This is a genomic window from Cellulophaga sp. RHA_52 (assembly GCF_007827205.1).
GTDB classification, from domain to species: Bacteria; Bacteroidota; Bacteroidia; order Flavobacteriales; family Flavobacteriaceae; genus Cellulophaga; species Cellulophaga lytica.
This window is the reverse complement of the sequence record NZ_VIRZ01000001.1, coordinates 2646851-2659819: the sequence shown is the minus strand read 5'-3', so window position 1 is coordinate 2659819 and position 12969 is coordinate 2646851. Positions and strand designations below refer to the sequence as shown.

The window sequence follows — 12969 nt, the reverse complement described above, 5'->3', positions numbered from 1 at the left end:
TAACAATATATACTATGAAAACTATAAAATTTTTACTTTTTTCAAGTTTAATCTTAGTGCAACTAATTTCTTGTACATCAGATTTTGAAGAAACAAATACAGATCCAAACAAGCTAGAAAACATAACAGCTGGTAGCGCCATTAATCCAATTATTTATTCCTTAGCAGTACGTAATGCTAATGAAGCTCGTAATAACAATTTTGGCCTAATGCAGGTTTTTTATAGAATAGATGATTTATCTGGACAACCATTTTTATATGACTTAAGAACAGATATAGGAGCCTCTTTATGGAGAGATTATTACAAAGCGCTTACCAATATTGTAGAAATGGAAAAAGCTGCTGTATTAGAAGAAAAAGTAAACTACCAGGCGGTTGCTTTAACCTTAAAAACCTATGCTTTCTCTATACTAACAGATACTTTTGGTGATATTCCTATGACCGAAGCTTTACAAGCTGAAACTGGTATTCTTTTCCCTAAATTTAGTACACAAGAAGAAATATACACACAGTTATTAGCAAATTTAGAACAGGCTAATAATTTGTATGATACATCTGTGGGTATGGTTTATGAAAATGATATTCTTTTTGATAATGATGTAACTAAATGGCAAAAGTTTACAAACTCATTACGCTTACGCTTACTACTACGTATTTCTGGTAAAAAAGACACTTACCAAGAAATGGTTTCAATACTAAATAACCCTAGCAAATATCCTGTTTTTACTTCTAATGAAGATGCAGCTGTATTAAACGTAACAGGTGAAGCCCCTAATCTATCTCCTTGGGACAGAGCTTCAGATTTTGGTTTATTTAGGTATTATGGCGATTTTTTTATAGATAATTTAAACAAATTTAACGACCCGCGTAGAAGCATATACGCTACACCAGCAAGAGGTATAAATGATGAAGATTTAGGATACATTGGTCAACCTATAGATTTTAGTAATAATCCGTTACCAGACAATATTGCTAGTGCTTCTGGTATAAACCAAGAGCAAATAATAGCTCCAATGATTATTCCTCTTATGACATATTCAGAAGTAGAATTTATTAAAGCTGAACTAGCACAAAAAGGCTATTTAACTAATGCAGAAATTGCTTATAACAATGGTGTTACTGCTGCTATAGAATTATGGGGTGCAGAGGTTCCTAGTGACTATTTTAACAATTCAGATGCAGCTTACAATAATACGCTAGAACGCATAATGTTACAAAAATACTACGCTTTATATTTAACAGATTATCAATCTTGGTTTGAGCACAGAAGAACTGGGTTTCCTGTTTTGCCTACTACTGATGCTATGTTTAATGACAAAAAAATGCCAAGTCGCTTTTTCTATCCAATTGCTGCTAGTACTTTAAATAGCGACAATTACCAAGAAGCTGTAAACCGTATTGGAGGTAATGAAATTAATGTAAAAGTTTGGTGGGATAACAACTAAAAAGCACATAATGGAAAATAGAAGAAAATTTTTAAAAAAATTAGGAATTACTGCTGGTGGTATATCTACAATTGGTGGCTTATCTCCCATTTTTGCAAATACCAAAGAGCAATTAGTAACCAATAAGCCCATTAAAATTAATGGGCGAGTTACTACAAATGGTAAAGGTGTTGCTAATGTTCAAGTTACAGACGGACAGCAAATTGTGCTTACAGACCAAAATGGTAATTTTAATTTTTTAAGCAATAACAACAGAAAGTTTGTATACATTACACAACCTGCAGGGTATAAAATAAACCAACTAGACAATGGTTCTGCAGATTTTTTTAAACCTATAGATGCTACTAAAAAAAATAATGAATTTTTGTTTCAGCTAACACCTAGTGTAGTTTCAGATAATGAACATCATTTTTTATTACTTGCAGACCCTCAAATACAAAGTAAATATGAGGCCCAGCAATTGTTAGACGTTGCTACACCAGATTTTATTAATACCGTAAAAGAGCTAAATCATCCTAATACATTTGGTATTGGGTGTGGCGACTTAGTTTTTGATAAACTAGAATTATTTAAAGACTATAACCAATCTATAAAAAATACAAATGTACCTTTTTACCAAGTTATTGGTAATCATGATATGGATTTAAATGTGCGTAGTGATAAAATGACAACAACTACCTTTGAGTCTCTTTTTGGTCCAACATATTACTCTTTTAATCGTGGAGAAATACACTATGTTGTTTTAGACGATGTATTTTTTATTGGTCAGGATAAAAAATACATTGGTTATATAAATGAAGAACAACTTGCTTGGTTAGAGCAAGACTTAAGTTTTGTAGAACCAGGAACAACAGTTGTGGTATCATTACATATACCAACTTATACCGGTGCAGTACGCCGTTATCCAGAAAGAGATGTAATGGGAGGTGTTGTTAGTAACAGAGCATATTTATACAAAATACTAGAACCTTATAATACTCATATAATGTCTGGTCATACTCATTTTAATGATAATATGGTTGCTAAAAACAGGTTTGAGCATTGTCATGGAACCGTTTGTGGTGCTTGGTGGAGTGGCCCTATTTGTTGGGACGGAACTCCTAGTGGCTATGGCGTATACTCTGCAAAAGGTTCAGATTTTAAATGGTATTATAAATCTATTGGACACGATAAAAATTACCAGTTTACAGTCTATAAAAAAGGAGAACATCCAGACCATAAGGATAAATGGTGTTTAAATGTTTGGAACTGGGATCCGGAATGGCAAATTTGTTGGTATGAAGACGGAATTAAAAAAACTGACGTATCTAAAATTATGGCTTTAGATCCGCTTAGTATTAAACTACATACTGGACCAAAATTACCTAAAAGAAGATCATGGGTAGAGCCACAACTAAATGATCATATGTTCTTTTTTACCCCAAATGAAAAAGCAAAAACTATTACTGTTGAGGTTACAGATAGGTTTGGAAATAAATACTCACAAACAGTATAACATTACAAAAACATTATGAAAAAACATATAATTATAAGTGTATTATGCGCTGCTTTTACTGCAATAAGTTGCCAAACAGAGGCAATAGACACAACAGAGGACGCTGTAGCTACCCCTCCTAATACAGGTATTAACTACGTAGATGAAAGTGCTTTTATAAACTCTTTAAGTACAGAAACTTTCCTTAACCCAACAGATATTAGCCTAAACAGGAATGCTACAACTGCTGGCTACAACCAAGTTTATGGTTTTAATATTCCAGAAGATAACCAAGTATTAGGTTTTAAATGGAATACTGGTGACCAAAACACTACAGATTGGAGACCACAAGGAATAACAGGTTTTACGTGGAATCAAAAACGATTTTTACTAACAACTTGGTATGGTATTGGTCCATCTAATATAGACGGAGTTGAAAACCAACATAAAGGAGTTAGAATTTCTTTAGTAGATATCACAAACCCAAGCAGCATAACTTACCGCCATATACTATTAGTACAAGACAAAAACAACATTAGTAACCCTAAGTTATTTAAGGCTACAAATAGTTATGATCAATTAAATTTGTTTGCACCAGTTACCATACACGCTGGTGGTGTAGCTTATGCAAATCAGAAAATATATGTAGCTTCTACTAGTTTAGGATTACGTGTTTTTGATTTAAATAATATTATAGCTGCTAGTTCAGACAATACCAAAAACAAAATTGGCCAAGATGCAAACGGAAATTTAAAAGCTTTTAATTATGGGTATATTTTACCGCAATCTGGATATTATGATATTTTAGATGGAGATCCTTTTTCTTGTGTATCATTAGGAGAAAACACCACTGGTAATAATATGCTTTACACATCACAATATAAAACTAGTAACAGCAGTATTATACCTTCTGTTTACGGGTTTAACCTAACAAGCAACGGAGATATTGATACTTACATACCGGCAGAAATAAGTGTTCCTAAAGATAATGCATCAGGTAATAACGGACCACTATACAACATACAAGGTGTTTACAGAAAAGATAGCACAAGTGTTTTTGCTGTTACAGGTAAAAGTAGTTATAAAGGTTCTACAGCAAGATTAGTGCGTTACACAGACGGTGATGCATCTGGAACAAGATATAGATGGCCACATGGAGCTGAGGATTTTTACCTTGAGAAAAGCACAGGCTTATTATGGAATTTAACAGAGTATGAAACCTCTAAGTATGGCGAAGAAAACAGAACAGTATTTGCTGTACGTTACTCTCACTATGATTAATTTTTAGTTTTTTCGTTAATAGTTGCCTACAGCCCTTAGAGTATTTTCTTAAGGGCTTAGGTTTAAATAAAAACTTTAAATAAGGTCATTTAATAAGTTTAAAACCTGCTAATAACAAGTGGTAAATTAGTTTAGATTATACCATTCAATATTTTCTAAATTAGCACGTCTACCCATACTTTTGGGTGCGTAATTTTTAGCTAAGTAGTTTACTATAATCTCTTCATTATTACCTAAATCCCAAAGGTTTTGGGTTTCTTGCATCCATCTAATTGTTGCTATCCAACGTTCTTTAGTCATTCTGTTTTGAGTAACCATTTTGGCAGAATGGCAGCTAGTACAATTATTCACCACAGTCATTAACCCATCATCCTCTACAAAACCTGTTCTTAAGTGTATACCATTTTCAATTTTGTCCCAATCATCTTCTTCAATAGTATTTTCTACTACAACAGCTTGCAATTCTTCATCTGTATTAAAAGCAGAAAAATTTGGATCTACTAGTGCATAAATGGCAAATACTACTCCTAAAAGTACTACACACCAAATTACAACAAGCATTCTGTATATTTGCTTAACCTGATTTTTAAACTTGTTTTCTTCGCTCATTATTTCACTTTTACAGCTATTCTATGACAAGCATTGTTTAAATATCCTTTTGGGTTCCAGCCAGGTACAAGAATTGGCTGTGCTACATTATTTGCATCTGTTGCCCTAGCCCAAACTTCATAATACCCTTTTTCTGGAAATGTAATTGCTGCATTAAAATGCTGCCACGCTAACTTGTTTACAGGTTTTTCTACAGTACAAGTATGCCAGGTAGCACCAAAGTCTATAGAAAACTCCATTTTAATTACCTCTAACTCTCCTGCCCAAGCGTGTCCGCGAATGTTTAGTTTTTTACCCAAATCTATCATTGCTCCAGATTTAGGATAAGTTATTAAAGATTTTACAGGCATAGACTCTATAATTTTCATATCCTCGTCTTTAACCTTTTCTCCTGGTGCAACCGGATTTTTTGGTACTCTGTAAGCCGGAGCTTTCATTTTAGCTCCATCATGTTCTTTGTTTCGTACACTAATACCATTTAGCCATTTGCCAGATGTAGATGCTGGCCAACCACCACATACCAAACGTAAAGGATAACCGTGAGCCGCTGGTATATCTTTACCGTTCATTTTAAAAGCAACCAAAGTTTCATCTTGTAAAGCTTTGCTCATTGGCACGCCTCTAGAGATAGGCTCTTTGTTAGGATCTCTACTAATATGGGAGTCTGCTGCGTGGTACCCAATATAAACGGCAGAATCTTTAATACCTACATCATCAAGTATATCTTTAAGTCTAACTCCTGTCCAACTTGCACAAGACACCGCACCAACAGTCCACTGGTTTCCTTTAGCAGGCGGGTTAAACTCAGATCTACCATTACCACCACACTCTATTGTTAATTGGTAAGTATACTGTTTAAATTTAGATTTTAATTCTGATAAAGTATATGTTTTTTTCCGCTGTGCAGATTCGCCATCTATGGTAAGTGTCCATTTAGAGATGTCTATATTTTCTGGCGGAATACCATTATTCCTAATAAACATATTTTTGTTAGATGTTACTTTTTCATCTAGCAAATGTGCTTTAGCTTCAATATTCCAAGGCTTATCGTTTAAAACAACCATTTCCTTATCTAAATTAAACAAGGTAAACGGGTCTGTTTCTTGTAAAGCTAAAGGTTGGTAATTTACTGGGATTTTAGAACCAAAAACAATATCGGCTCCAATAATACCTGCCATAGTAGTTAAGGAAGCCTTTTTAACAAAATTTCTTCTTTTCAAATTAGTTATAAGATCAAATTATTACTCAATTTCTCCCCTATTTCTTGCTCTTATGTTAAAAATCATTGCAATAGTAACTATTGTAGCGGATGCAATACCCACATAAAAACCAATGCTTAAATTGTTAAAATCTGCAGTAAGTAGGTGCATTAAAATTAGTAATAAACAGAAGAATATTACAATAAATGGTATAATTTTTTTACTCATACTATTTTTTTTCTAGCACATCTCCTAGTTTTGAGCCACTTATAACGTAGGTATAAAACCACATAATGGTAAAAGAAGGTATAAAATCTGTGCCAGGTATTAATTCTTCTACAAAAGATGCCATACCAGCTGCTTTACCTGCAGCACCTTTATACATTCTGGTCATTAGCCAAAATGATAGTGGCGCCCAAATAACATCAGAAAACTCTCCTATTCCTAAAACAGAAAAAGAAAGCATACCTACGGCGTCAAAAAGAAGTCCTAAAAATAGGTCTCTGTATTTTGTATTTTTAGTATTTGTCATATTAAAAAAAGTTAGTGTTTACCTACTAATATACAAAAGTAATGCCACTGTTTGTTATGATAGGTCTGAACTAATCAACTTTAAAAACTCATTACGCGTTTCTTGCTTCTCAAACTGACCTCTAAAACCAGATGTTGTGGTTACAGAATTTTGTTTTTGCACGCCACGCATCATCATACACATATGAGATGCTTCTATAACAACTGCAACCCCTTGTGGTTTTAAGGTATTATTTAAACATTCTAAAATATCGTGAGTTAAACGTTCTTGCACTTGTAACCTTCTTGCAAAAACGTCAACAATTCTAGGTATTTTGCTTAACCCAACAATATGTCCGTTTGGTATATATGCTACGTGTGCCTTTCCAAAAAAGGGCAGCATATGGTGCTCACATAAAGAGTATAATTCTATATCTTTAATAATAACCATATCATCATAATCTTCTTTAAACATTGCAGCTTTTAATATCTCTACAGGGTCTTGCTCATACCCTTGTGTTAAAAACATCATAGCTTTTGCTGCTCTCTCTGGGGTTTTTACCAAACCTTCTCTACTAACATCTTCACCTACACCTTCAATTATTTTAGCGTATTTTTCTTTTACAGATTCGGTTGCTTCTAAATTGTATTCTTCAAAATTTTTATAAAAAGACATCTATATATTGTTTTGTACTCGTTTTATTATGCTGTGCACTAATTTTAAAGCAAAATGCTCTATTTATTCAAAAATAGGTATTAAAATTGAATACCGCTTTCTTTTATTTATTTTTGCCATATCAACGCTAATGAGTACTTTCATTGGCGAAAAAGATAGGGAATGATAAAAGCTAAAAATATTCAAAAGTTTTACGGAGACCTTCAGGTTTTAAAAGGTTTAGATATTCATATAAAAGAAAATGAAATTGTATCTATAGTTGGTTCTTCTGGGGCAGGTAAAACAACATTACTTCAAATACTTGGTACATTAGATGCTATTTCTAAAACAGCATCTAGTGAATTAATAATTAAGAATACAGACATTACCACATTAAAAGATAAAGAACTAGCTAAATTTAGAAATGAGCATATTGGCTTTATTTTTCAGTTTCACCAACTATTACCAGAGTTTACAGCTTTAGAAAATGTTTGTATCCCTGCTTTTATAAAAAAAACAACTAAAGAAACTGCCGAAAAAAGAGGAAAAGAACTTTTAGATTTTCTAGGACTTTCTCATAGATACCATCACAAACCTAGTGAGCTATCTGGAGGAGAACAACAACGAGTAGCTGTTGCAAGAGCTTTAATAAATAACCCTTCTATTATTTTTGCAGATGAACCTAGTGGTAACTTAGATTCTGAAAGTGCAGACAACCTACACAAACTATTTTTTAAATTACGAGATGAGTTTGGCCAAACGTTTGTAATTGTTACTCATAACCAAGAGTTAGCAGATATGGCAGATAGAAAATTGGTAATGGTAGACGGACAAATAACATCATAATATGCTAAAAATAGTTTACGCTTTTTTAAAAAATCCTACCAATACACCAGATGAAAATACAGACTTTGGGTATAGATTTGTAACCTTTATTAAGCTGCTTTTTTGGGGCTTATTAATAGGTATTGGTATTGTTGTTTTTAACTCTATTTGGGAAACAACAGGTATTTTAGGACCTAATGAGCACGCTTTAAGCTCTGCTATGGATGATTATACTACTCCTATGCTTTTTTTATTAATTGTTATAGTTGCACCTTTGTTTGAAGAGTTGCTTTTTAGAGGTCCGCTTGCTTTTTTTAAAGAAACCAAAAGGTTTAAAATAGCTCTCTATGTATCTATTTTATTATTTGGCGCAGTACACATTAGTAATTTTGAAATTACACCAATGGCACTTGTATTGTCGCCTTTTTTAGTTGCTCCACAACTAGTTTTAGGTACTTTTGCTGGCTTTATTAGAATAAAATTTGGTCTAATTTGGTCTATTGCGCTACACGCTTGCCACAACTTTATTCTGTTTTTACCTTTGGCACTTATTAAACTTTTAGAACTTCCTATAGAATAATGACAAAAGCTGAGTTAAAAGAGTTTTTAGATGTTAAGGTTGTACAATACAACAATCCAGATTTTATAAATTCAGATCCACTACAGATTCCGCATCGTTTTACAAAAAAAGAAGATATTGAAATTGCTGGTTTTTTAACGGCAACTATAGCTTGGGGAAACCGTAAAAGTATTATTAAAAATGCGGATAAAATGATGGCTCTTATGCACAACTCTCCGCACGATTTTGTTTTAAACCATTCTGATGATGATTTGGGTAATTTTAAAGGTTTTGTACACCGTACATTTAATGAAACCGATTTTGCTTTTTTTGTACAGAGTTTAAAAAACATTTATACAAATCACGGTGGCTTAGAAGCTGTTTTTAAAACGCATACCAAAGAAAACGACTTACAAACTGCTATTTCTAAATTTAAAGCTACTTTTTTTGAAATAGAACACCCTTTACGTACCACAAAACATATATCTGACCCTTTAAAAGGTTCTGCTGCTAAACGTATTAATATGTTTTTACGCTGGATGGTACGAGACTCAAACACAAATGTAGATTTTGGTATTTGGAAAACCATTGACCCCGCACTACTCTCTTGCCCCCTAGATGTACACTCTGGCAACGTTGCCCGTAAATTAGGGTTGCTAAAACGAAAACAGAATGATGCTAAAGCTTTAGCTGAATTAGATAAAAGCTTGCGTAAACTAGATCCTAAAGACCCATCTAAGTACGACTTTGCTTTGTTTGGACTTGGTGTTTTTGAAGGGTTTTAGACTAGATTTTTAGTTTTTCTCTATTTTCTATTATCTCTTATTTATATTAAACTAAAAACAAGTTCATCTCCAGTAAATTTCTGAGCTAGTATATTTATTGCGGTGTTTGATAATTGCAACACTCTTGGGTAACCACCTGTTGTTTGGCAATCTTTCATTAAAATTATAAGTTGCCCAGACGGAGTTAGCTGTACTGTTCCTGGCAATACTACGGATGTTATTATAGGTTCTAAAGTATTAGGCAAAAGCTCTGTTAGTTGATACGCCATTCTACTATTATTTTTTGAAACCGTAAACCCTGCATTTAATAGTTTTTTCTGTTGTTGAATAGTTAACTTATGAAACTCTGGCCCTTTATGCGCGGTAATGATTTTTTCTTCTAAATAAACATTATTTACAGCTAAACTAGCGTTTGATTGTTTTTTTATAGTTAGAGCATTTTTAATAGGTAAAAGAAGATTTTTTTGTATGGTTTGATGCTGAGTAACGTTTTTAAACATACTTCTACTTTTCATAACAACATCAGTTAAAAATCCGCCTAAAACAGCTATATAACCTCTAAAACCACTCTTTTTTGCTCCAAAAGACAAAATATCGTTCTTTTTTACAACAATTACACTATTATTATTTATAGGTATGCTATTTAATTTTGGCTGAAAATCCCCTCCTGAAATACATATTTTAGTGGTACATAAAAACTGAAGTTTTGGACCTGTCATTGTAAACTCTAAAACGGCATTATTTTTAGCATTTCCTAATAACAAATTAGCTATTAAAGCAGCTCTTTCATCCATTACACCTGCGTAAGGCACTCCGTATTGCTGGTAGCCAAACCTACCTAAATCTTGTACCGAGGTAAAAAAACCTGTTTGCAATACTTTAACCATTGTAATCCTCACTTTCTATTTGAAAAACATCAGCATTTACTAAAGTTTTTATATCATCATACTTCTTTTTTGTAACCGAATAAAACTGAATAGCATCTCCTGGTTTAGCAAAACAAGGAACATCTTTGGTTACATCAAGAAAAGGAAGTGGCGAGTTGCCAATAATATTCCAACCTCCAGGGCTTTCTACAGGGTAAACTCCCGTTTGGTTACCTCCTATTGCCACCGCACCTTTTTCTATTTTTAAACGCGGTGTTGCTTTTCTGGGCATTACTATTTCTTTTGGCAACCCTCCTAGATATAAAAATCCAGGTAAAAAACCCACAAAATATACAGTATATACGGTTTTAGTATGCAGTGCTATAATTTGGTCTACACTACTATTTTTCTCCGCAGCAATTTCTTTAAGGTCTATTCCAAATTCATCATCATAACAAACGGGAATTTTCCAAAGCGTATAATTACTAACGTTTAATTTGGATTTATCAAGATATATTGTTTTTAGAGTTTCAATTTCAACAGGCAAGTCTACTTTAACATCATCAAAAGCTACTAAAAGAGAATTGTAAGCCGTTGTAACCTGAATTCCTGATGTGTAAAAAGTTTCAATTTTAGATCTAAACTCTAATACATCACGTAAAATATCTTTTGTAATAACAGGCTGCCATTCTACCAAAATAGAAGTATCTCCAAATATTTTATAGTTTACATTAGTTGTCATATGTTAAGTAACATCAATATTTAAACTCTTTAATTTATCTTTTAACTGTTTTATAATTTTTACCGCATTGGGGTTGTCTCCGTGCACACAAAACGTATCTGCTTTAATTGTTTTTATTGTTCCTTGCACAGTAACTACCTTTTTACTGTAAAACATACCGTACACGTGATTAAACAGCATATCAAAATCTTGTATAACTGCATTTTTTTGTGATCTAGAAACTAGTGTTAAATCATCATTATAATTACGATCTGCAAAAGCCTCAAACATAATTTCTACACCCTGTTCTATAGCAACACTAGCTATTACAGAATTATAAGGAACATATAATTTTACAGGTAAATTGATGCTTTTTACAGCTTTTACTATCACTTTTGCTACATTTTCATCTACTGCTGCTAAATTGTACAATGCGCCGTGTGGCTTTATATGATGCAAAGTAGTTTCTCCTTCTTCAATTATAGTAAGTAAGTTTAGTAGTTGTTTTTGAATAGAATTTAGTAACTCCTGGTTACTCATTTTCATTACAACCCTTCCAAAGTTTTCTTTATCCGGAAAAGAAGGATGTGCACCTATTTTTACGTTATGTTTTTTTGCTAAACGGACAATATGCTTCATTAAATCTATAGTACCAGCGTGTCCGCCACAAGCTATATTACAGGAAGAAATATAAGGCATTAATTGCGACTCATTACCTACTCCCTCACCAACATCTACATTAATATCTATTGTGTTTACTGCCATTAAAATAAGTTTAAAGAAAATACTTTATTTAAAGTTGCTACAGATAGTAAAATACTAATTGCAAGAATTATAAAGCCTAGTATATTTTGTTTTATATTGTTTTTGTATACACCTAAAACCGACTCCTTATTCATTATCCATAATAAAAAAGCAGCTATAATTGGTAGTAAAATTCCGTTTGCTATCTGAGCAAATTTTATAATGTCAATAGGTTTAATTCCTAATGAAGAAAACAAAACACCCAAAAACAAAATAAACATCCAAACAACTCTAAATTTTGATGATTTTAAGTTTGTAGACCACCCCAAACAACCACAAGTAACATAGGCCACAGCTAAAGGAGCTGTAATTGCACTAGTAATACCAGCGGCAAATAAACCAATAGCTAAAAAGTACTTTGCAAAACTACCAAACAAAGGCTCTAGCCCTTTGGCTAAATCGGCAGCAGAATTAATGTCACTTCCTTGTATTGCAGCAGCAGATATTATAACACACATAGATACTATACCTCCTAAAATAACAGCCACAATGGTATCTTTACGTGCATATTGTAAGTCGGTAACCGATTTCCATTTTTCACTCACCAAAGATGCGTGTAAAAATAAATTATAAGGCACAACGGTTGTACCAATTAAAGCAATTACTGTTAATATACCGTCTTTAGGTAAAGTTGGTTTAAAAATACCACTAAAAATAGCTGCTATGTTTGGTTTGGTAATAATTGCGGTAATTAAAAAAGCCAAGCTCATTGCTATAACCAAAGAAATTAATGCTTTTTCTAAAACCTTATAATTACCAATAAATAGTAATACAAAAGCTATTACACCAATTAAAATACTTAAATAGTTAAACGAAAAACTCCCCACATTTACATAGGAATCTCCCAGTATTGCCTCTAAACCCAATATACCACCACTTATATTACCAGCCTCATAAACAGCATTACCAATAACAATTGCAGAAAGTATAAGTACTATGGTAAACCATTTTACAATTGGATTTTTAATTTCTGTACGTATAATTTTGCTTAGTCCTTTTTGAGATACAATACCTACTCTAGCGGACATCTCTTGCAAAACAATTGTAGCAACTATAGAAAGTACCATAGCCCAAAGCAATGCAAACCCAAAATAAACTCCCGCTAGTGTACATACTGTAATAGTTCCTGGACCAATAAAAGCTGCTGCTATTAGCGGACCGGGTCCAATGTTTTTAAACCATTTTTTTATCATTCTGTAGTTTGGTTATTTAATGTAAGTTGAAAGATAAAAAAAC

15 protein-coding genes are annotated in these 12969 nt (G+C 32.8%); 6 read left to right on the top strand and 9 right to left on the bottom strand.

Annotated elements, in window-relative coordinates:
- The first annotated feature begins 14 nt into the window (after positions 1–14).
- From JM80_RS11770 to JM80_RS11760, 3 genes are read left to right on the top strand one after another with little or no spacing between them, the layout of a single operon-like run.
- Positions 15–1445 carry a SusD/RagB family nutrient-binding outer membrane lipoprotein gene (locus JM80_RS11770; RefSeq protein WP_013622558.1) on the top strand — a complete coding sequence of 477 codons (1431 nt, stop codon included), beginning with the start codon at positions 15–17 and terminating at the stop codon, positions 1443–1445.
- Between the two features lie 10 nt (positions 1446–1455).
- Positions 1456–2940 carry a calcineurin-like phosphoesterase family protein gene (locus JM80_RS11765; RefSeq protein ID WP_034646660.1) on the top strand — a complete coding sequence of 495 codons (1485 nt, stop codon included), beginning with the start codon at positions 1456–1458 and terminating at the stop codon, positions 2938–2940.
- 15 nt (positions 2941–2955) lie between these two features.
- On the top strand, positions 2956–4200 hold the full coding sequence (locus JM80_RS11760) for a hypothetical protein (RefSeq protein WP_144710272.1): 1245 nt from the start codon (positions 2956–2958) through the stop codon (positions 4198–4200).
- A gap of 126 nt (positions 4201–4326) precedes the next feature.
- On the opposite strand, the gene JM80_RS11755 is transcribed toward JM80_RS11760, so the two are convergent.
- From JM80_RS11755 to folE, 5 genes are read right to left on the bottom strand one after another with little or no spacing between them, the layout of a single operon-like run.
- Positions 4327–4809, bottom strand: coding sequence for a hypothetical protein (locus JM80_RS11755; protein ID WP_034646657.1), 483 nt, complete (start codon positions 4807–4809; stop codon positions 4327–4329).
- Positions 4809–6029, bottom strand: coding sequence for a sulfite oxidase (locus tag JM80_RS11750; RefSeq protein WP_144710269.1), 1221 nt, complete (start codon positions 6027–6029; stop codon positions 4809–4811). The genes JM80_RS11755 and JM80_RS11750 overlap by 1 nt, the downstream gene beginning before the upstream one ends.
- 21 nt (positions 6030–6050) lie before the next feature.
- On the bottom strand, positions 6051–6236 hold the full coding sequence (locus JM80_RS11745; protein WP_013622563.1) for a hypothetical protein: 186 nt from the start codon (positions 6234–6236) through the stop codon (positions 6051–6053).
- A gap of 1 nt (position 6237) precedes the next feature.
- Positions 6238–6540, bottom strand: a complete 303-nt coding sequence (locus JM80_RS11740) for a hypothetical protein (protein WP_013622564.1) — start codon at positions 6538–6540, stop codon at positions 6238–6240.
- A gap of 54 nt (positions 6541–6594) precedes the next feature.
- A complete protein-coding gene (gene folE / locus JM80_RS11735) occupies positions 6595–7194 on the bottom strand; it encodes a GTP cyclohydrolase I FolE (protein ID WP_013622565.1) in 600 nt (199 codons plus the stop codon).
- Between the two features lie 162 nt (positions 7195–7356).
- Here folE and JM80_RS11730 point away from each other — a divergent pair, with 162 nt between their 5' ends.
- Genes JM80_RS11730 through JM80_RS11720 form a run of 3 tightly spaced genes read left to right on the top strand, consistent with a single transcriptional unit; the run spans position 7357 to position 9342 of the window.
- Positions 7357–8019, top strand: a complete 663-nt coding sequence (locus JM80_RS11730; RefSeq protein WP_013622566.1) for an ABC transporter ATP-binding protein — start codon at positions 7357–7359, stop codon at positions 8017–8019.
- Position 8020: 1 nt separating this feature from the next.
- The gene (locus tag JM80_RS11725; RefSeq protein ID WP_075695643.1) at positions 8021–8578 is read left to right on the top strand and encodes a CPBP family intramembrane glutamic endopeptidase; all 558 of its coding nucleotides are present in this window, start codon (positions 8021–8023) and stop codon (positions 8576–8578) included.
- Positions 8578–9342 (top strand): TIGR02757 family protein, encoded by a 765-nt coding sequence (locus JM80_RS11720; RefSeq protein ID WP_034646652.1) that lies wholly within the window; start codon positions 8578–8580, stop codon positions 9340–9342. Before JM80_RS11725 ends, JM80_RS11720 begins: the two co-directional genes overlap by 1 nt.
- 41 nt (positions 9343–9383) lie before the next feature.
- On the opposite strand, the gene JM80_RS11715 is transcribed toward JM80_RS11720, so the two are convergent.
- Genes JM80_RS11715 through JM80_RS11700 form a run of 4 tightly spaced genes read right to left on the bottom strand, consistent with a single transcriptional unit; the run spans position 9384 to position 12926 of the window.
- Entirely contained in the window at positions 9384–10241 is an 858-nt protein-coding gene (locus JM80_RS11715) for a biotin-dependent carboxyltransferase family protein (protein ID WP_370511817.1), read from the bottom strand.
- Positions 10222–10950, bottom strand: a complete 729-nt coding sequence (gene pxpB, locus JM80_RS11710; protein WP_144710267.1) for a 5-oxoprolinase subunit PxpB — start codon at positions 10948–10950, stop codon at positions 10222–10224. The genes JM80_RS11715 and pxpB overlap by 20 nt, the downstream gene beginning before the upstream one ends.
- A gap of 3 nt (positions 10951–10953) precedes the next feature.
- A complete protein-coding gene (pxpA, locus tag JM80_RS11705) occupies positions 10954–11694 on the bottom strand; it encodes a 5-oxoprolinase subunit PxpA (RefSeq protein ID WP_144710265.1) in 741 nt (246 codons plus the stop codon).
- A complete protein-coding gene (locus JM80_RS11700; protein ID WP_144710263.1) occupies positions 11694–12926 on the bottom strand; it encodes an Nramp family divalent metal transporter in 1233 nt (410 codons plus the stop codon). The genes pxpA and JM80_RS11700 overlap by 1 nt, the downstream gene beginning before the upstream one ends.
- Positions 12927–12969 lie beyond the last annotated feature (43 nt).